Origin of the sequence: Croceicoccus hydrothermalis (assembly GCF_022378335.1) — a bacterium.
Lineage (GTDB): Bacteria > Pseudomonadota > Alphaproteobacteria > Sphingomonadales > Sphingomonadaceae > Croceicoccus > Croceicoccus hydrothermalis.
The window spans coordinates 228546-246362 of the sequence record NZ_JAIQCI010000004.1 but is presented as its reverse complement, the minus strand read 5'-3'; the positions used below and the strand labels follow the sequence as shown (position 1 = coordinate 246362).

22 protein-coding genes are annotated in these 17817 nt (G+C 65.6%); 7 read left to right on the top strand and 15 right to left on the bottom strand.

The window, feature by feature from the left end; translation table 11 throughout:
• Positions 1-44 precede the first annotated feature (44 nt).
• Together K4G67_RS05305 and K4G67_RS05300 are read left to right on the top strand one after the other, a co-directional pair.
• Complete coding sequence (locus K4G67_RS05305) at positions 45-548, top strand: DUF2497 domain-containing protein (RefSeq protein ID WP_239805333.1); 504 nt, start codon at positions 45-47, stop codon at positions 546-548.
• The gene (locus K4G67_RS05300; protein ID WP_239805332.1) at positions 548-973 is read left to right on the top strand and encodes a (2Fe-2S) ferredoxin domain-containing protein; all 426 of its coding nucleotides are present in this window, start codon (positions 548-550) and stop codon (positions 971-973) included. Before K4G67_RS05305 ends, K4G67_RS05300 begins: the two co-directional genes overlap by 1 nt.
• Positions 974-991: 18 nt before the next feature.
• Here the strand turns inward: K4G67_RS05300 and K4G67_RS05295 are convergent, their stop codons facing one another.
• The gene (locus K4G67_RS05295) at positions 992-1291 is read right to left on the bottom strand and encodes a hypothetical protein (protein WP_239805331.1); all 300 of its coding nucleotides are present in this window, start codon (positions 1289-1291) and stop codon (positions 992-994) included.
• A gap of 78 nt (positions 1292-1369) precedes the next feature.
• On the opposite strand from K4G67_RS05295, the gene K4G67_RS05290 reads away from it, so the two are divergent.
• From K4G67_RS05290 to xth, 3 genes are all read left to right on the top strand, one after another.
• Positions 1370-1801, top strand: a complete 432-nt coding sequence (locus K4G67_RS05290; protein WP_239805330.1) for a CBS domain-containing protein — start codon at positions 1370-1372, stop codon at positions 1799-1801.
• A gap of 61 nt (positions 1802-1862) precedes the next feature.
• A complete protein-coding gene (erpA, locus tag K4G67_RS05285; RefSeq protein ID WP_239805329.1) occupies positions 1863-2195 on the top strand; it encodes an iron-sulfur cluster insertion protein ErpA in 333 nt (110 codons plus the stop codon).
• A gap of 10 nt (positions 2196-2205) precedes the next feature.
• Complete coding sequence (gene xth, locus K4G67_RS05280) at positions 2206-2982, top strand: exodeoxyribonuclease III (protein ID WP_239805328.1); 777 nt, start codon at positions 2206-2208, stop codon at positions 2980-2982.
• An 82-nt stretch (positions 2983-3064) separates the two neighbouring features.
• Here xth and K4G67_RS05275 read toward each other — a convergent pair whose 3' ends face one another.
• From K4G67_RS05275 to K4G67_RS05245, 7 genes are all read right to left on the bottom strand, one after another.
• Entirely contained in the window at positions 3065-3766 is a 702-nt protein-coding gene (locus K4G67_RS05275; protein ID WP_239805327.1) for a cell wall hydrolase, read from the bottom strand.
• A 204-nt stretch (positions 3767-3970) separates the two neighbouring features.
• A complete protein-coding gene (locus K4G67_RS05270) occupies positions 3971-4312 on the bottom strand; it encodes a DUF1491 family protein (protein WP_239805326.1) in 342 nt (113 codons plus the stop codon).
• 4 nt (positions 4313-4316) lie between these two features.
• Entirely contained in the window at positions 4317-4832 is a 516-nt protein-coding gene (locus K4G67_RS05265) for a PaaI family thioesterase (RefSeq protein ID WP_239805325.1), read from the bottom strand.
• Position 4833: 1 nt separating this feature from the next.
• Positions 4834-5295 (bottom strand): PTS sugar transporter subunit IIA, encoded by a 462-nt coding sequence (locus K4G67_RS05260; RefSeq protein WP_239805324.1) that lies wholly within the window; start codon positions 5293-5295, stop codon positions 4834-4836.
• Between the two features lie 196 nt (positions 5296-5491).
• A complete protein-coding gene (hpf, locus tag K4G67_RS05255; protein ID WP_420829992.1) occupies positions 5492-6007 on the bottom strand; it encodes a ribosome hibernation-promoting factor, HPF/YfiA family in 516 nt (171 codons plus the stop codon).
• A gap of 144 nt (positions 6008-6151) precedes the next feature.
• Positions 6152-6844, bottom strand: coding sequence for a DNA polymerase III subunit epsilon (gene dnaQ, locus K4G67_RS05250; protein ID WP_239805322.1), 693 nt, complete (start codon positions 6842-6844; stop codon positions 6152-6154).
• A 59-nt stretch (positions 6845-6903) separates the two neighbouring features.
• Complete coding sequence (locus K4G67_RS05245; RefSeq protein ID WP_239805321.1) at positions 6904-7455, bottom strand: EF-hand domain-containing protein; 552 nt, start codon at positions 7453-7455, stop codon at positions 6904-6906.
• 173 nt (positions 7456-7628) lie between these two features.
• On the opposite strand from K4G67_RS05245, the gene K4G67_RS05240 reads away from it, so the two are divergent.
• Together K4G67_RS05240 and K4G67_RS05235 are read left to right on the top strand one after the other, a co-directional pair.
• Complete coding sequence (locus tag K4G67_RS05240) at positions 7629-8684, top strand: ligase-associated DNA damage response exonuclease (protein ID WP_239805320.1); 1056 nt, start codon at positions 7629-7631, stop codon at positions 8682-8684.
• An 18-nt stretch (positions 8685-8702) separates the two neighbouring features.
• Positions 8703-10304, top strand: a complete 1602-nt coding sequence (locus K4G67_RS05235; RefSeq protein WP_239805319.1) for a cisplatin damage response ATP-dependent DNA ligase — start codon at positions 8703-8705, stop codon at positions 10302-10304.
• Between the two features lie 16 nt (positions 10305-10320).
• On the opposite strand, the gene wecB is transcribed toward K4G67_RS05235, so the two are convergent.
• The 7 genes from wecB to K4G67_RS05200 form a co-directional block, all read right to left on the bottom strand.
• Positions 10321-11424, bottom strand: a complete 1104-nt coding sequence (gene wecB, locus K4G67_RS05230) for a non-hydrolyzing UDP-N-acetylglucosamine 2-epimerase (protein WP_239805318.1) — start codon at positions 11422-11424, stop codon at positions 10321-10323.
• The gene (locus K4G67_RS05225; RefSeq protein ID WP_239805317.1) at positions 11417-11698 is read right to left on the bottom strand and encodes a DUF167 domain-containing protein; all 282 of its coding nucleotides are present in this window, start codon (positions 11696-11698) and stop codon (positions 11417-11419) included. Before K4G67_RS05225 ends, wecB begins: the two co-directional genes overlap by 8 nt.
• Positions 11691-12320 carry a gamma carbonic anhydrase family protein gene (locus K4G67_RS05220; RefSeq protein WP_239805316.1) on the bottom strand — a complete coding sequence of 210 codons (630 nt, stop codon included), beginning with the start codon at positions 12318-12320 and terminating at the stop codon, positions 11691-11693. The genes K4G67_RS05225 and K4G67_RS05220 overlap by 8 nt, the downstream gene beginning before the upstream one ends.
• Positions 12321-12348: 28 nt before the next feature.
• Positions 12349-14559: a fused MFS/spermidine synthase gene (locus K4G67_RS05215; RefSeq protein WP_239805315.1), complete on the bottom strand. Its 2211-nt coding sequence runs from the start codon at positions 14557-14559 to the stop codon at positions 12349-12351.
• Complete coding sequence (locus K4G67_RS05210) at positions 14556-15149, bottom strand: GNAT family N-acetyltransferase (RefSeq protein WP_239805314.1); 594 nt, start codon at positions 15147-15149, stop codon at positions 14556-14558. Before K4G67_RS05210 ends, K4G67_RS05215 begins: the two co-directional genes overlap by 4 nt.
• Positions 15142-16185: a porphobilinogen synthase gene (gene hemB, locus K4G67_RS05205; protein WP_275588747.1), complete on the bottom strand. Its 1044-nt coding sequence runs from the start codon at positions 16183-16185 to the stop codon at positions 15142-15144. Before hemB ends, K4G67_RS05210 begins: the two co-directional genes overlap by 8 nt.
• Before the next feature lie 73 nt (positions 16186-16258).
• Positions 16259-17791, bottom strand: a complete 1533-nt coding sequence (locus K4G67_RS05200) for a M23 family metallopeptidase (protein ID WP_239805313.1) — start codon at positions 17789-17791, stop codon at positions 16259-16261.
• Between the last annotated feature and the right edge of the window lie 26 nt (positions 17792-17817).

Sequence of the window (17817 nt, the reverse complement as noted above, 5' to 3'; positions counted from 1 at the left end):
CCGCGTCACGGAGCCCGTGACCGGGCACAGCGAAAGGGACTGCATTGCCACAGGACGGCGAACAATCGGTCGACGAGATTCTCCGTTCGATCAAGAAGGTCATCATCCGCGACGATCGTCACCCGTCCGGCGGCGATGCGCCGATGCCGCGCCAGACCGAACCGGCCCGCCATGATGTTGGCGCGCAGGACGCTGAATGGCACAAGCGCGATAGGGCCGATGCCCGCGGGGACGATCGCGCCATGGCGGAGTTTGCGTCGGAGGAACCGGCGCGGAGGAACGACTTCGCACGAGACGGGCGCGAGGCCGAGGGCGATGCCCCCCTGATCGAGAGTGCGGCCCGCGACGCCATCGGCGAATCGCTGGCGGCGCTGTCCGGTCTGTCGGCCACGCCGCCGTCGACGAACGGGTCTGCGAACAATGCGCTGGAGGACATGATTCGCGAGATGCTGCGCCCGATGCTCAAGCAATGGCTCGACAGCAACCTGCCCGAAATCGTCGAACGCATCGTGCAACGCGAAGTGCGCCGCATCACGGGCCGCTCGTAATGGGAAAGCAGCCCAAGACGATGGAAGAAACCTTTGCACGGGCGCAGGAAAAACTGCCGAAGGCGCGGGCCTGCCTGCGTTCGGTCGGGGGTGACGCGATGCAGCGGCACATTTTCCTCTGTGCGGATCAGACGAAGGCCAAATGCTGCTCCATGGAGGTCGGTCTCGAAAGCTGGAACTATCTTAAAAAGCGGCTGTCGAAGCTTGGTCTGGATCGCAAGGGGGGCGTGATGCGCACGAAGGCGAATTGCCTGCGCGTGTGTCAGTCGGGGCCGCTGGCCGTCGTCTATCCCGACAATGTCTGGTACTGGGGCTGCACGCCGGAAGTGCTGGAGGAAATCATCCAGAAGCACCTCATCGGCGGCGAGCCGGTGGAGGCCTTTCGCCTGCGCACACCGGACGACGACGCGCCCGCGAAGGGGTGATCGGGGCGGCGTCCCCGCCTACCACAGATCCTTCGCATCCTCGCCGAGCCGGTCGTCGACCGCTTCGTCATGCCCGGTCCCGCTGGACAGGAAAACAAGCCCCATCAATCCCGCCATCAACATCATGGCAAAGCCGATACCCAGCCCCGTCGCGATATAGAAATGGATCGAGACAAGCCCGTTGCGCCAGTACAGCAGGCCGAGCGATACGGCGACCACGATGACGGTCACCACGACCATGAAACGCATCAGACGTTTGTACCGCCCCCACGCGAAGGAGGAGTTGTCCGGATCGTCGAGGGGGGACCGAGGTGTCATGCCCGCCAAGATGGGCGTATTGCGCGATACTGGCAAGGGGCCGCGTTTGATGGCATGATACGCATGGGGAGAACGACCATGACCATTCGTACAATCACCGATGCCCGCAATGTCGACATCGTCACATGCCGGCCCGACATGACCGTTGCCGATGCCATTGCACTTTTGTCCGCGAAACGCATCGGCGCGATGCCGGTGATCGACGAGACCGGCGGCGTGGCGGGTATATTTTCCGAGCGCGACGTCATCCGCTGTATCGAGGTGCACGGCGCGGCGGCCCTGGACCATCGGGTGTCGAACGCGATGACCGCGCCCGCCGTCACCGTGTCGCCCGACACGACCGAGGATGAGGCGCTCTCGCTCATGACACAGCGGCGCTTTCGCCATTTGCCGGTGATGGACGGGGACACGATGATCGATTTCGTATCGATCGGCGACCTGGTAAAGGCGAAGACCGACGCGATCGAGGCCGAGGCCAGGGCGATGCGCAGCTACATCCACAACGCCTGATACCCTTCGCGCCGGAACGCGCATCTTGCCGCGCAGGCCCGCGCGCCCTATCTTGAAGCCCATGGAACAAGCGCCCATCAGCCTCAGCCCCGCCGCCGCGCAACGTGTGGCGGCCATCGCCCGGCGACAGGAGCAGCCCGCGATGCTGCGCCTTTCGGTGGAAGGGGGCGGATGTTCGGGGTTTCAATACCGGTTCGGCCTTGCCGACACGCGCGAGGATGACGACATCGCGGTCGAGGAAGACGGCGTGACCCTGCTCGTCGATCCGATGAGCCTCGATCTCGTGCGCGGCAGCACGGTGGATTTCGTCGAATCGCTGGGCGGGTCGGCATTCCGGGTGGAAAACCCGATGGCCGCCGCCGGATGCGGTTGCGGTTCCAGCTTCGCGGTGTGATGCCGCATCCATGAAAATCGCGAGCTTCAATATCAACGGGGTGAAGGCGCGCCTGCCCCGCCTGCTCGAATGGCTGGACGAAACGAAGCCGGATATCGCCTGTCTGCAGGAGATAAAGTCGTCGGATGAAACCTTCCCCGGCGATGCGTTTCCCGATCTCGGATATCAGGCGATCTGGCACGGGCAGAAAGGTTTCAACGGCGTCGCCATACTGACCCGCGGGGACGAACCCGCGCGTGAAATCATGCGCGGCCTGCCCGGCGATGACGAGGATGTGCAGTCCCGCTATCTCGAGGCGGAGGTGCGCGGCGTGCGGATCGCGTGCATCTACCTGCCCAATGGCAACCCGCACCCCGGCCCGAAATTCGATTACAAGCTACGCTGGTTCGAGCGGCTGCGCCTCCGCATGGCGGATCTGCGTGCGCAGGAAATCCCCACCGTGGTGTTCGGCGATTACAACGTCATCCCGCAGGACAAGGACGTCTGGTCCCCAAAGGCGATGGCGGACGATGCGCTGATGCAGCCGGAATCGCGCGACGCGTATTTCCGGCTGCTGCACGACGGGTGGACCGACGCCATCGACACGCACCATCCACAGGGCGGCATCTGGACCTTCTGGGACTATCAGGCCGGCGCATGGCAGCGTGACCACGGCTTTCGCATCGACCATGCGCTGCTGTCCCCCGAACTGGCCGACCGGCTGGTGGCAAGCGGGGTCGACCGCGAATATCGCGGCCGGGAAAAGAGCAGCGACCACACCCCGGTCTGGATCGAGCTGGCCGACTGAACGCATACGGATGCGATGCGATCAAAAGGCCGCCGGGACTGCCCCGGCGGCCTTTTTGCCGTCGCGATGCGCCGATGCGCGTTCAGCGATAGAAGATGTGGTTGTCGATCTGCGCCAGCTTCGTCATGCGGTTGCGCCAGCCGGGCGCGACATAGCGGGCATGGAAATAAAGCGCGCCGTCGATTTCCGATTCCCACGCATCCTGATGCGCGATGAGAGCGAGCTTCTTCGCCTTTTCCCAAGCGCGGCTCGCGGTGTTGATGCGGGGCATGCGGCCACCACGCACGAAGCTGAATTGCGAACGCTGATAGACGACGCCGCAATAGCTGTCGGGAAACTTGCCGCTTTCGGCGCGGGCGATCACGACGCGGCCCACGGCCAGCTGTCCGGCGAGCGATTCGCCCTTCGATTCGAAATAGATTGCCCCGGCGAGGCATTTCAGCTGCTCGTCCAGCGTGGCGGGCGCGTCTACTGAGGAGACGAGCTCGCCCAGCGTGTTGGCGCCATGGGCGGCCAGGGCGGTTTCCTCGGCCGGTTCCGGCTGCGGCGGCACGGTCTGCACCATCGGTTCGGACACGAAGACGGTCCGGGTTTCGCTCTCGTCCTCGGTCGGGGTCGGAGCGGGGGCGACCATGTCGATCGCCTCTGCGGTCTGGGCCGCGACGGCCTCCGGCGCGTAATTCACGACTTCCGCATTGGCACGGGAACTCTCCGCGCCGAACATCATTACACTCAATGTTGCGACCAGCGACATCACGCTGGCACCCTTAAGCTTACGGCTCATCGACTATCGATCTTGAGCGGTGAACGTCCTGCGCAATGCGTTTCGGGACAAGAGCAGCCGATCCCGCAGCTACTCGCTTGTAACTTCCCGAAATGACACTGCCGGCCATTCCCCGTCTGCGCGCTCATCAGACAGGCGGAATTGCCTGCACGACTGCCTACGCGTTTCGTCCGGGTCGCTCTTTGGGAATATGGCGCAAATGTGTCAAGCTTTGGGCGGCGATAGGCCGATGAACCGTTCAGCCCGTGCGATATCCAGCTCTATTAACCATAAATCGCGGTCCTGCGCGGACCTTCGGTTCAGATAATCCTGAAATTCCTGTTCGTTTTCAATATCTTCCGACTTCGTCAGGGTCCATGCCCGATTCCCGTCCAATTGCGGCATCCGTTCGTAGAGACGCGAAGTTTCACCGGGCCCGCGCATCACGACCATAATCGTGCCCGCATCGCGTTCCCCCCTTTGCAGGATCGTCGCAAAGCCGCCCTCCCCGTTCACGGCGCGCAGGAGGCCGGAAATTTCCAGATGCGCGGGGACACGGCCTTCCATTGCCCTAATCGCCGCGAATCGATTCGCCCGAATCAGGGTCGCCGCCATTCGCAATGCGATAGCCCGGCAACCCGGACAGCGCGATCTGCGAGCGCATGAACGTGCCGGTTCCGCGCCCGACCTCCACCCCGTTCTCATCGACGAGCCGCGATTCCGCCACGAGGACACGTCGCCGCCCGCTGATCCACTTGCCCTCCGCGACGATGCGCCCGGCATGAACCGGACGGCTGAAATGCAGGTTGAACGCGGTGGTCAGCAGGAAACGGTCCGACACGATCGTGTTCGCGGCATAGAAGGCCGCGTCGTCCAGCATCTTGAAATAAAGCGTGCCGTGCGCGGCGCCCGCGGCGTGAAAATGCCGGTCGTCGACATCAAACACGATCCTGGCCGCGCCCTCGTCCGCAATCGTCAGCCGCGAGGGGAAGGTCGAATTGATCGGCGCGGACCGATAGAGCGATTCCAGCGCACGCCAATGGGCCGCCGCACCGGCGCCAGCATTTCCGTCGCCATGCTCAGCCATCTCAGGCCGCATCCTGCGCACTGCCATCCGACAAGAGCGCATAGGCCGCATCGTCGTTCGGCGCGTCGATCAGCCGTTCGCGCACACGGTCGTCGCGCATCAGGCGCGAAATCGCGGCCAGCGCGTGAAGATGCTCCGCCCCCGCCCGCATCGGCGACAGCAACCCGAAAGCAAGATCCACCGGCAGCGTATCGGCCGCATCGAAATCGACCGGGGCGGCCATTCGCACAAGCGCGCACACCGGTTCCGAGATGCCAGCGATCCGCGCATGGGGCATGGCGACGCCGCGGCCGAAACCCGTGCTGCCGAGCTTTTCCCGCTCCTGCAGCCCGGCCAGCACCTCCGCGCTGTCCAGCCGGTAGGCATGGGCAAAGCGATCGGCCAGGTCCAGAAGCAGTTGCGCCTTGGTCTGCGCGGTGCTGCGGCCGATGGCGGCGGGGGCGATTGTATAGGTCGGGATCATCTTTTCTTGTCGAACAGCGTTTTACTCGATGGCCGGGCGAAGAGACCCGTGATGAGCAGGCGGCGCCAACTGGCACCTTCCAGTCGAGAACGGTCGCCGGACGGGAGACTATAGCCCCGCCGGGACGGGGACCGGGCAGATCGCCCGGCCCCGCGCGCTTCGCCGTCTCAAGCCCCGGAAAGGCGGCACGCGGCAGTCAGGACGGGGAAACCCATCCGATCGAACCATCCGCGCGGCGGTAGACCATATTATGCCGCCCGGTGCCAGAATTTTTGAAGAACAGCGCCGGCGTATCCTGAAGATCGAGCATCATCACCGCGGTCGCGACGGATGTTTCGGGAATGTCGACGCGCGTTTCGGCCACGATGGCAGGCGCATCGGAGGTGACTTCCTCCTCCTGCTCTTCCTCGAACACGGTATAGGCCGCTTCCTCACGCTTCTGCGCTTCGCCGGCATGTTGGTGATGGTCGTTCAACCGGCGCTTGTACCGGCGCAGCTGCTTCTCGATCTTGTCGGCGGCCTTGTCCACGGCCTGATGCGCGTCCTGTGCATCGGCGTGGCCCTTCAGGATGAGCCCCTGCGTCACATGGGTGATGATATCGGCGGTAAAGCTGTCGTGCGGCCCCTTGCCGATGGTCACGTTGGAGGAGATCGCTCGCTTGAAATATTTATCGACAATATCGCTCAAACGCTGGCTGGCGTGATCCTGCAAGGCGGCGCCCGTTTCGACCTGATGACCGGAAACGCGAATATCCATCGATAACTCCTTTATCTTCTAAAATCCCTTTGCGCCGGGACCGGGGCGCCGCCGCATGGCGCGGCGATTCGGTAATGAACGATCGCGCCGGACCGGAACTCAGGCCGTTTTCCAGAGCGGATCGTTCAATGTCGCAACAAAGGCCGCGTGACGGGATAGTTCCCCCGCATTCGCCGCATGGGGGCGAGGCGTTCGGAAAACGCGGTCCACCCGCACCGGCATGGCCGCGCTGTCCTGCGTTTGCGCCGCCTGGTCGAGCGCGGCCAGCTCCAGCCCGATCTGCCGTCCGCCGGTCAGCTCCACGTAAAGCTGCGCGAGCAATTCGGCGTCGAGCAGGGCACCGTGCTTCGACCGGTGGCTGCGGTCGATGCCGTATCGCGTACACAACGCATCGAGCGACAGCTTCGCGCCGGGATGTTTCTTCTTTGCAAGCGCGATGGTGTCGACCATCCGGCTTTCGCAAATGGCCGCGCGTTCGCACAGGTTCAGCTCGGCATTGAGAAAGCCGAAGTCGAAACGGGCGTTATGGGCGACCAGCGGCGCATCCTCGATAAAGGCGAGGAATTCCTCGGCCCGTTCGTGGAACCGTTCCTTTTGCGAGAGAAAGGCGATCGACAGGCCATGCACCGCCTCCGCCTCGGCCGGCATGTCGCGGTCGGGATTGAAATAGGCGTGGAACACGCGCCCCGTCGCCACGCGATTGACCATTTCCACACAGCCGATTTCGACCATGCGATCGCCGCTGTGCGGATCGAGGCCGGTGGTTTCCGTATCGAAGACTATCTCACGCATGAGACAACTATGCGACCTGCGTGCGATGCTGGCAAGTCGGCGCGGCCTCTGGCCCGCGTTCAATCCTGCGGAAGGAGCGTGTCGCCGTCGCCGCTGCCGGAACGGTCCCATTCCTCGCGGCTGATATGGCCGTCACCGTCAAGATCGCGGCGTTGGAAATTCGTGTTGGCCGCACCGACATATTCGGCAAGCGTCAACGTGCCGGTATTGTCCTGATCGGCCAGTTCGATCAACCGTTCGGAGGACAAGGCGCTCAACCGCCCGATCGCGGTGCGCGCGGCGTCCAGCTCCTCCACGGTGAGCGTTCCGTCGCCGTCGCTGTCCATCGCCTCGAACGTGCGGGACCATCCTTGCGCATATTCGGCGGACGAGATGAAGCCATTGCCATCAGCATCGAGCCCGTCGAACGAGAACATGCGGCGCGTGCCATCGGGGTTTTCGGTGGCCGCGGGCACCGGGCTGGCGATATCGGGGGCGGTGGTGTCGTCCACCTCGGTCTGCGGGCCGGTGTTCTTCTCGCCGCACGCGGAAAGCGCGCCCGCCAACATCAGGGACAGCAGCATGGCCGGCACGATCCGTTTCCCCGTCGGGCTCTCATTTCGCCTGCGCATTCCTTCGATCCCTTCTTTTGCCGGCCCTGCCGCCGCTATCGCGCCCATGCCGCTGCGGCGCAAGATAGGACCTTCGCCCGTCGGTGCAATGGCGCGATGACGGACATTGCGGCGCCAATCTTAACGCAGCGTGGCCGGAACGATTTGCCCGGCCGGTCCATTTCCATCGGACCATGTCCGCCGCTTCGTCCACATGCCTGTCCCGCGCGGACCCCGCCCGCCCGTTCGGGTGGATACGCGCCGAACCGTGGGGCATTCATGTCGTCCCCTGCGATGCATGGGTCGATCCCGCGCGCGAGGTGGCGACCGCTCTTGTCACCCACGGTCATGCCGATCATGCACGCGGGGGGCACGGGCGCGTATTCGCAACGCCCGAAACGCTGGCGATCATGCAATTGCGCTATGGCGTGGGCGCGGACGGGGGCAGCGAAGGCGTGCCGGTTCCCTTGCGCGAACCGGTCGATCTGGGCTGCGGCGTCACGGCGACCTATTTTCCGGCGGGGCACGTGCTCGGCTCGGCGCAGATCCTGCTCGAACACAGGGGCGAGCGGGTCGTCGTCACCGGCGATTACAAGCGGCGGCCCGACCCGACCTGCGAATTGTTCGAAATCGTGCCCTGCGACATCTTCATTACCGAGGCGACGTTCGGACTGCCCGTGTTCACCCATCCGCCCATCGGCGGCGAGATCGCGAAATTGCGCGATGCGCTCGCCGCCAATCCGGAACGCTGCGTGGCGGTGGGCGCCTATGCGCTGGGCAAGGCGCAGCGCGTGATCGCCGAATTGCGCGCGGCGGGCCACGACGATCCGATCTATCTTCACGGCGCGCTCGAAAAAATGTGCGCGCTTTATGAGGATCACGGCGTGAATCTTGGCGAATTGCGGCCCGCGACCGGCGCGAAAAAGGACGCGATGCGCGGGCATATCGTCGTGTGCCCGCCCGCCGCGCTGAACGACAGGTGGAGCCGCCGCCTGCCCGATCCGATCACCGCGATGGCGTCGGGATGGATGCGGGTGCGGCAACGCGCGCGGCAGCGCAACGTGGAATTGCCGCTCATCATTTCCGATCATGCCGACTGGAACGAGCTGACCGCGACGATTACGGAGGTGAACCCGCGCGAAAGCTGGATCACCCACGGGCGGGAGGAAGCACTGCTGCGCTGGTGCCAGCTGCATCAGCGGCGCGCACGGGCACTCGCCATGGTGGGGTACGAGGATGAGGATGACTGAACGCGGGGCGATACGCTGATGCGCGCGTTTTCCATCCTCATGGACCGGCTGACCTATACCAACGGCCGCAATATGAAGCTGTCGCTGATCGCGGATTACCTGCGCAATACGCCGCACCCGGATCGCGGCTGGGCGTTGGCGGCGCTGACCGATGCACTTGATTTTCCGGCGGTGAAAAGCAGCACGGTGCGAAAACTGCTGACCGAGCGGGTGGACCCTGTGCTCTATGCGCTGAGCCGGGATTACGTCGGGGATACGGCCGAAACGGCTAGCCTGCTGTGGCCCGCGCCGGATACGCAGGACATGGCGCCGGACGCGCTTTCGGTGGCCGATACCGTCGCCATGCTGCGCAGCATGACGCGCGCCAGCGTCATGACGGAACTGCCCGTGCTGCTCGACCGGCTGGACGCGAACGAACGCTATGCGCTGATCAAGCTGGCGACGGGGGCCATGCGCATCGGCATATCGGCGCGGCTGGCCAAGGTCGCTTTTGCGCAGGCGTTCGACGTATCCGTCGATGCGGTGGAGGAATACTGGCACGGGCAGGAGCCGCCCTATACCGAATTGTTCGCATGGGCCGCCGATGGCGCGGATCCGCCACGCACCGACCTGCTACCATTGTTCCGGCCCTTCATGCTGGCCCATCCGCTGGAGGAGGCGGAGGTCGACATGGGCGAATATGTCGCCGAATGGAAATGGGACAGCATTCGCGTGCAGATCGTGCATGTGAATGGCGAGACGCGGGTCTACTCCCGATCCGGCGACGATATTTCCGCGACCTTCCCCGAAATTGCGGACGCCCTCCCCTTCCCTGCCGTGCTCGACGGCGAATTGCTCGTGCGCGGGACGCATCAGGGGGGCGAGGAGGGCGGCGCGGCCAGTTTCAACGCGTTGCAGCAAAGGCTGGGCCGCAAGACGGTGTCGAAGAAAATGCTGCGCGAGGCGCCCGCCTTCGTGCGGCTTTACGATGTGCTTCTGCTCGACGGCGAAGATTTGCGCGAACGCGCGTGGGAGGATCGCCGCGCGCAGCTCGAGGCGATCATGGACCGCCTCGATCCCGAACGGTTCGACCTGTCGCAGATCATTCCGGCGGACGATTTCGCAAGCCTCACCGCCATTCGCGAGAAGGCGCGCGACGACGCGATCGAGGGCGTGATGCTGAAACACCGGACATCGCCCTATGTCGCGGGACGGCGGACCGGGCTTTGGTACAAGTGGAAGCGCGATCCGCTGCTCATCGATTGCGTGTTGATGTATGCGCAGCGCGGATCGGGCAAACGGTCCAGCTTCTTTTCCGATTTCACCTTCGGCTGCTGGTCCGGCGATCCGGATGGGGACGGCGAACTGCTCCCCGTCGGCAAAGCCTATTTCGGGTTCACGGACGAGGAACTCAAGATGCTCGACCGTCACGTGCGCGCCCATACGGTCAATCGCTTTGGTCCGGTGCGCGAAACGGACAAGTCGCTCGTCCTCGAAATCGCGTTCGATTCGGTGCATGAAAGCAAGCGCCACAAATCGGGGCTGGCCATGCGCTTTCCCCGCATTCACCGCATCCGTACGGACAAACCCGCGCACGAGGCCGACCGGATCGAAGCATTGCGCGACATGGTTCGCGACTGACCCCGCCTTTCGCGGCTCAACTCGACTCCCTGATCAAGACTGCGACGATCCTTCGGGCGGCATGGCCGTCGCCGAACACCGGGTCGGGGGCGGGCATCGAGGCCGCCAACATCGCGCGTGCCGCGCCTAGAATCGCGGTTTCGTCATGTCCCACCAAGCTCGCCTGGCCGTGGTGCAGGATCTCGCCCCGTTCCGTCACATCGCGCAGAACGACGACGCCCCGGCCGAGCGCGACCGCCTCCTCCTGTATCCCCCCGCTATCGGTGAGCACGATGCGGCAGGCGTCCAGCAGCCGCAGAAACGCGAAATAGTCGAACGGCGGCACCACCGCCACATCGCTGCAATCCGCGAGCCGTTCGGTGAGGATGTGGCTCTGCGGTCGCGGATGGGCGGGCAGGACAATGGCGATCTCGCGCGACAAGGTGCAAAGCGCATCCGCAATCGCGCGCAAGGCCGCCGCGTCATGTTCGCGCCGATGCACCGTGGCCAGCGCGAAGGGACGCCCGGCAAATCGCGCGAGCACCCCATCCGCCGCCGTGCCGAGCGCGGAATCGCGGCGCAGCATTTCCCGCGCCATACGCTGTGCATCGATGACCGTGTTGCCGGTCATGTACACACGGGCGGCAGGCGTGTTTTCAGCCAGGAGATTGGCGCGCGCCGCCGGCGTCGGCGCGAAGTGCCACCGCGCAAGCTGTGTAATGATCCGGCGGTAGCCTTCCTCTGGCCAGGGTTGCGACAGATCGCCGCTGCGAAGTCCCGCCTCCACATGGGCGACGGGTATGCCGCGGTGAAACGCGCACAGTGCCGCCGCCGCGGCGCTGGCCGTGTCCCCCTGCACGATGATGCAGTCGGGCCGCATCCGGTCCATCACCCCGCCAATGCCGGTCAGCAGCGAAGCGAACAGGCCCGACAGCCCGCCCGCGGGAGAGCGGTGCAGCGTGTCGTCGGCGCGAAGGCCGAACGCATCGAGCAGCCCGAAGCCGAGATCGCGATGCTGCCCCGTGTGGCAAAGGCGGCTGTCGACGCCCGCATCGTCGCGCAGCGCGCACAGCACCGGCACCAGCTTCACGATTTCCGGACGCGTGCCCAGCACGGTCAGAATGCGCAAACCGTCAGCCATGCGCGATGCGGAAACGTTTCAGCCGCGATGTCTGTCCGTCGATCAACACGACCCGCCCCTTGGCCACGCCCATCGCGCGGGCAATCAGCGCGGCGACCGCCGCATTGGCGCGGCCATCCTCCGGCACGGCGCGCACGCGGGCGGACACGGCGCCATCCGCGATCCGCAATGCATCCCGATCGGCACGCGGCGTGACCCGCACGGCCAGCATGTCGCCTGTCATTGCCGCCCGGATGGCATCGGCATCGGGCAGTTCCGGTGCGGGTCTAGCCAATGGCCTTTTCGATCTCTGCCTTGTGGCGGCGCGCGTTTTCCACGTAATGGGCCGTGCCCGTCGCCATTTCGGCGAGCGCCCCGTCGGACAATTCGCGCATGTGTTTGGCCGGGCTTCCGGTCCACAATTCGCGGGCGCCGATGGTCTTTCCCGCGGTCAGCATGCCATTGGCGCCGAGCATCCCTTCACGCTCGATCTTCGCGCCGCTCATCACGACGGCGCCCAGCCCCACAAAACCGCGATCCTCGATCTCGCAACCATGCACCATGGCGAGATGGCCGATCAGCACGTCTTCGCCGATGATGGTGGGGTAGCCGTCGGGATGCCCGGCATCGGGGCTGTCGCAATGGATGACGGAGCCATCCTGCACATTGGTGCGCGCGCCGATGCGGATATGGTTCACGTCGGCGCGGATGACGCAATTGTACCAGATGCTGACGTCGGGGCCGATCTCGACATCGCCGATGATGCGGCAGCCGGGCGCGATAAAGGCGCTATCGTGGATGCGTGGACGCTTCCCGCCGAAGGGCAGGATCGTCGCGCCCGGACGGGGATTATGGCTGCGCCGGGACCGTCCGCGCAGGCGGTTGCGGGTACGGCGGGGAAGGCTTGGTCGGGCCATGAAATGTCCTTTCGTTCGCGGCTTCGTTCTACCAGCGGATCAGCGGCAGGATCGATGCATTGTCGTCGGTCCATGCGCGGCGGGCGGGCGGCGGCAAGGCCTCCCATTCGGTCTGGCTCTCCTGCTCCAGCGCATTGAGCACAGCTTCGTTCCGGGCCAGCGCGATCCAGATCGACGGCGTGATCGCCTTGCCGAGCCCGGTCAGGTCGCGCCGCACCCGCCCGTGCCACCCATCCGCACGCGCCAGCGCGGCGATCATCGGCGACAGATCGATGTAACGGTTGGAGACATGCACGAGCAGCACGCCATCGTCCGCGAGCGCCTCGCCATAGGTGGCGAAGGCCTCTTGCGTCATGAGATGCATCGGGATGGAATCGGAGGAAAACGCGTCGATCGCCAGAAGGTCGAACCGCCCGCGCGCCTGCTCTGTCAGCTTGAGCCGGGCATCGCCGATTACAATTTCCGCATTGGGCGCACAATCGCGCAGGAAGGTGAACGTGCCGTCACGCGAATAGGCAAGGACAGTGGGGTCGATCTCGAAAAAGGTCCAGTCCTGCCCCGGTCGGCGGTAGCAGGCGAGCGTGCCGGTCCCCAGCCCCACCACGCCGATATTCGCCTCCGGACCCAGCAGCGCATCCGCATGGTCGAGCGCGAGACCGATGCCGGAGGAATGACCGTAATAGCTGGTCGGTTCGTGCGCACGGGCGGGGTCGGTCCATTGCTGCCCATGCAGGGTGGTGCCGTGGGTCAGCTGCCGCAGCGCGCCATCCTTCGCCAGCGTGACCTCGTAAATCCCGAAATAGCTGCGCGTGCGGGCGCCATCGAGGCTTTTGCCGATGGTCGCCCAGCCGCCATTCCCGATCATCAACGCGGCAAAGATCGCCGCAAAGGACCAGCGTACACCAAGCGCGATTACCCCCAACGCCGCCATCACGAACACCAGCATCAGCACGAAATCCGCCTGTGTCAACGGATCGAGCGAGGCGATCCCCCAAGCGATCAGCACGGCGGCCACGACCAGCCCGGCCATGATGCGCCGGCGCGGCAACCCGTCCCAGAACCCCTCCGCCATGGGCAGGATCTGCCGGTCGCCGACGAGCCACGCCGCCATCAGCAGCAGGATCGCATGTTCAAAGACCCAGTCGAACAGCACCGGCGCGACGAGCGCGGTAAACACACCGCCCAGCGCCCCGCCCGCCGCCACGACGAGATAGAAGAACGTCAGCCGCGACGGATCCGGCCGCAGCAGATAGAGCCGGTTGTGAAGCGCGACCGCCAGGATGAAGAGCAGCGCCACCATCGCCAGCGCCACCGCCGGATTGGACTGCCCGCCCGATCCCATGGCAAGGCTCCCGACGAGCAGCAGCATGAGCGGCGCATAGCGCGACAGGATCGCGGCCCAGTCGCCGCCTTGGGAAAACGCCACCGAAAAGCTCAGGAGATAAAGCCCGAGCGGAATGACCCAAAGCAGCGGCATCGCCATGATGTCGGTCGTCAGCAAGGTCGTCGTCGACAGCATCAGCCCCGACGGCACCGCCGCCAGCACGACCCACATCGCGATGCGGCACGGCGAAACCGGTTCGGCGAACGGCACGTCGTCCGCCCCCACGGCGGTATCCACCGGCGCCTGCGTTCCTTCCCGCCAACGCGACGCGGCGGCCAGCGCGACGAGCACGAACAGAAACCCGTATCCCGCCGTCCAGATCCAGCTTTGCAGCCCCAGCGAAAAACGCGGTTCGAGCCAGAGCGGATAGGTCAGCAATCCTGCAAAACTGCCCAGATTGGACGCGGCATAGAGGGCGTAGGGATCGCCCGCCGCGCGCGACGCCGCGAACCAGCGTTGCATCAACGATGCCTGCGCCGAAACCAGCAGGAATACCGGCCCGATCGTGACCGCGAAGAGCGCCGGCACCCAGAGCACCTCCCACCCCGGCGCGGGCGGCGGCAGGTCGGCAAGCGCGATCGGCAGCGTCAACCCCGCCAGCGCCATCAGCCCGAGATGCCACACCGCCTGCCGCCGCACCGGCATCCGCGACAGCGCATGGGCATAGGCATAGCCGCCGAGCAGCAGCGCCTGAAACACGAGCATCGCACTGTTCCAGACATTGGGCGCACCGCCGAGCAGCGGCAGCGCAAATCGCGCGACGAGCGGCTGCACCAGGAAAAGCAGGAAGCTCCCCGTCAGGATGACGAGCACGAACAGGGCGCGTCGCGGCGGGGTGGAAGCGATGGCGGTCACTGTGCGGCCCAATCCTCGCGGGTGATGTCGTATACGATGATGTTTTCCGCCCATGCGGCGTCGCCCTCGGCGGTAAAATCGCGATCCGCCCGGCGTGTCATGCCGAGCCGTTCCATCAAGCGCCGGCTCGCCGTGTTTTCAAGGACGGTGAGTGCGATCACATGGTCAGCGCCAAACCGTTCGAACGCGAGGGTGAGCGATTGCCGCGCGGCTTCGCCGGCGTAGCCGTGGCCCCACGCATCTTCGCGCAGGCGCCAGCCGATTTCCATCTCGCCAATGGGTCCGGGTTCGAGATTGGACCGCTTCAACCCGCAAAAGCCAAGCAATTCGCCAGCCAGATGACCGCCATCATCCTTGCGCTCCACCGCCCAGAAGGTGAACCCGTGATCCGCGCGATAGGACAGCAGCCGGTCCATGACCGCCCGCTCCTTCTCCGCATCGAGCACGCCGCCGAGCCAGCGCATGACGGCGGGCGTGTTGGTGTGCCGGAAAAACGGCGCCCAGTCCGCCGCCGTCCAGTCGCGCAGCACCAGCCGCGATGTTTCCACGTGAAACGCTCCGCCCGGATCGGCGGCGTGGCGCTCAACCATTCAGCAGCTTTGCGACGAGAGGCGCGTGATAGGTCAGGACACCGGTGGCGCCCGCGCGCTTGAATGCGGTCATGACCTCCATCACCATGGCGTCGCGGTTCCCTGCGCCGACCTTGGCCGCGGCCTCGATCATCGCGAATTCGCCGCTGGTATGGTAGGCGAATACCGGCACGTCGAAACTTTCGTACACGCGGCGCACGATGTCGAGATAGCAGGCGCCGGGCTTGACCATGACGCTATCGGCGCCTTCCTCGATATCGGCGGCGACTTCGCGCAGCGCCTCGTCCCCGTTGGCGGGGTCCATCTGATACGTCTTCTTGTCGCCTTGCAGCAATCCCGACGACCCGACGGCATCGCGGAACGGGCCGTAGAACGCGCTGGCGAATTTGGCGGCATAGGCCATGATCTGAACGTTATGGTGCCCACCATGTTCGAGCGCGTCGCGGATCGCGCCCACGCGCCCATCCATCATGTCGGATGGCGCGACGATATCGGCACCGGCGTCGGCCTGTACCAACGCCTGCGCCACGAGCCGGTCCACCGTCACGTCATTGGTGACATAGCCCGACGAATCGAGAATGCCGTCCTGCCCATGGCTGGTATAGGGGTCGAGCGCGACATCGGTGAGGATGCCGATATCGGTGCCCGTCGCGTCGCGGATCGCGCGAATGGCACGGCACATCAGATTGTCGGGGTTCAAAGCCTCGCGCCCCGTCTCATCGCGCAGATCGCCCGGCGTGTTGGGGAACAGTGCAACGCACGGGATGCCCATCGCCGCTGCCTCCTTCGCCCGGCCGGCGATGACGTCGACGGATCCCCGCGACACGCCGGGGAGCGCAGGCACAGGCTCCTCCACCCCCTGCCCCTCGCATATGAAGAGCGGCCAGATCAGATCGGCGGGCCTGAACCGGGTTTCGCGCTGCATCGCGCGGCTCCACCCGTGGCGGCGGGACCGGCGCAGGCGTTTGCGCCCGCGTGGGTCGGAACGGAACTCGGGGTGGATTGCGCCGGTATCGGCCTTCGGGCTGTCGGTCATGGCGCGGGGTGATGCCTCAAGGGCGCGTGCGATGGAAGGGGCGAGTTGGTCCGATACGCGAATTCGGTCGCCCTCAATCCGGCGCGTTCGACAGGCGGTCGATCTCTCGCACCGGTTCCGCCTCCCGCGCCGCCTCGGGGACGAGCGGGCGCAGCGCGGCCCCCGGCTCGACCGCACGCAATTGGGACAGGCGAGCGCGGAACTGCTTCAGCTCCGCCCCGGACAGCAGGGCACGGGTCACGAACTTGACCGAGAGCGGGTCGATATTGCGGCCCCCGCGATACAGCTCGTAATGAAGATGCGGCCCCGTCGACAGTCCGGTGGAGCCGACATAGCCAATCACCTGCCCGCGGCGGACCGACGCGCCGTTCGACACCGCGATCCGGCTCATGTGGCTATACCCGCTCGCCAGACCGCCGCCATGATCGATGCGCACGTAATTGCCGTGCCCGCCATTGCGGCCCGCGCGGATGACGCGCCCATCGGTCACGGCATAGATCGGCGTGCCGGTCCGCCCGCGGAAATCGACGCCATTGTGCATGCGCTTGTATTTCAGGATCGGATGGCGACGCATGCCAAAACGCGACGAGATCGCCCCGTTGACCGGCGCGATCATCCCGCTGCGCAATTCGCCGGTGCCGTTGGCGTCGAAAAAACGCCCCTCCTTGCCCCAGCGCAGCAATTGCGCCTTCGCCTTGCCGCCACCCGAAAGCCCGGCATAGAGAAGATCGCCAACCTCGACCTCGCCCGTGGCGGCGCGGCGATAGGCGACGATCATGTCGAATTCATCATCGGCGCCGACCACGCGATCAAGGTCGATCGCCTCATCCAGCGCGGCGAGATATTGCTGCACCGAACGCGCCGGGGCACCCGCGGCACGCGCCGCGCGATAAAGCCCCGCGCCCACCTTGCCGCGAATGCGCAGCGGCGTATCGTCCACACGGATCGGCTTGCGGATGAGCGCGAGCGGCCCGCCATCGCGCGCCACGCCAAGCTCCAGATCGAAACGCGCCCGGAAATCGAGCCGTTCGAGCGGGCGCGGCATCTCGGGCGACGGGCGCCGCCCAAGCCGCAGATCGAAAGCCGTGCCGTCCGCGATCGCATTTTCCGGCATCGCCCCGCCGATGAGCGCGGCGGCGCGCTCCGCATCGCCCTCGCTAACCCCTGCACGGCGCAGCATCGCCATCAGGCTGTCGCCGGCGCCCAGCGTGCTGGTCAATTCCACCACCGGGCGTTCCGGCGCCGCGGCCAGCGGCACGACCAGCCGCGATGGCCCCATGCGCCGCCCGCTATCGGCGCCAAGGGCAAGAGGCGTGATCATCTGACTGCGATATTCGTCGCGTTCCGACCGGGTGAGATTCGTGGTCGGCGCGGCACTCACAGTGGAAAAATCGGGCCAGAACGCCAGCGCCGCCGCAATCAGCGCAAGCATGATGCCGAGCGAACGGAACCAGCGCAGCGTGCCGATCCCGCTGGCAAGATCGCTCACCAACCGGGCCGGGGGCCGCGCCATTGCGGCGGCGGCGCCCCTGCCCCGCCGTCCAAATCCGCGTCGGCCAAATCCGCGCCGTTCCGCGTTCCGCCTGCCTTCGATGTCCCCCGTCATGATCATCCTAATTTCGCAGCGGGTTT

Bases quoted from the DNA above. Each gene is read 5' to 3' on its own strand.
- K4G67_RS05300 (WP_239805332.1), top strand. From the start codon at position 548: ATGGGAAAGCAGCCCAAGACGATGGAAGAAACCTTTGCACGGGCGCAG.
- K4G67_RS05295 (WP_239805331.1), bottom strand. From the start codon at position 1,291: ATGACACCTCGGTCCCCCCTCGACGATCCGGACAACTCCTCCTTCGCG.
- K4G67_RS05290 (WP_239805330.1), top strand. From the start codon at position 1,370: ATGACCATTCGTACAATCACCGATGCCCGCAATGTCGACATCGTCACA.
- erpA (WP_239805329.1), top strand. From the start codon at position 1,863: ATGGAACAAGCGCCCATCAGCCTCAGCCCCGCCGCCGCGCAACGTGTG.
- xth (WP_239805328.1), top strand. From the start codon at position 2,206: ATGAAAATCGCGAGCTTCAATATCAACGGGGTGAAGGCGCGCCTGCCC.
- K4G67_RS05275 (WP_239805327.1), bottom strand. From the start codon at position 3,766: ATGAGCCGTAAGCTTAAGGGTGCCAGCGTGATGTCGCTGGTCGCAACA.
- K4G67_RS05270 (WP_239805326.1), bottom strand. From the start codon at position 4,312: ATGGAAGGCCGTGTCCCCGCGCATCTGGAAATTTCCGGCCTCCTGCGC.
- K4G67_RS05265 (WP_239805325.1), bottom strand. From the start codon at position 4,832: ATGGCTGAGCATGGCGACGGAAATGCTGGCGCCGGTGCGGCGGCCCAT.
- K4G67_RS05260 (WP_239805324.1), bottom strand. From the start codon at position 5,295: ATGATCCCGACCTATACAATCGCCCCCGCCGCCATCGGCCGCAGCACC.
- dnaQ (WP_239805322.1), bottom strand. From the start codon at position 6,844: ATGCGTGAGATAGTCTTCGATACGGAAACCACCGGCCTCGATCCGCAC.
- K4G67_RS05245 (WP_239805321.1), bottom strand. From the start codon at position 7,455: ATGCGCAGGCGAAATGAGAGCCCGACGGGGAAACGGATCGTGCCGGCC.
- K4G67_RS05240 (WP_239805320.1), top strand. From the start codon at position 7,629: ATGTCCGCCGCTTCGTCCACATGCCTGTCCCGCGCGGACCCCGCCCGC.
- K4G67_RS05235 (WP_239805319.1), top strand. From the start codon at position 8,703: ATGCGCGCGTTTTCCATCCTCATGGACCGGCTGACCTATACCAACGGC.
- wecB (WP_239805318.1), bottom strand. From the start codon at position 11,424: ATGGCTGACGGTTTGCGCATTCTGACCGTGCTGGGCACGCGTCCGGAA.
- K4G67_RS05220 (WP_239805316.1), bottom strand. From the start codon at position 12,320: ATGGCCCGACCAAGCCTTCCCCGCCGTACCCGCAACCGCCTGCGCGGA.
- K4G67_RS05210 (WP_239805314.1), bottom strand. From the start codon at position 15,149: ATGGTTGAGCGCCACGCCGCCGATCCGGGCGGAGCGTTTCACGTGGAA.
- hemB (WP_275588747.1), bottom strand. From the start codon at position 16,185: ATGACCGACAGCCCGAAGGCCGATACCGGCGCAATCCACCCCGAGTTC.
- K4G67_RS05200 (WP_239805313.1), bottom strand. From the start codon at position 17,791: ATGACGGGGGACATCGAAGGCAGGCGGAACGCGGAACGGCGCGGATTT.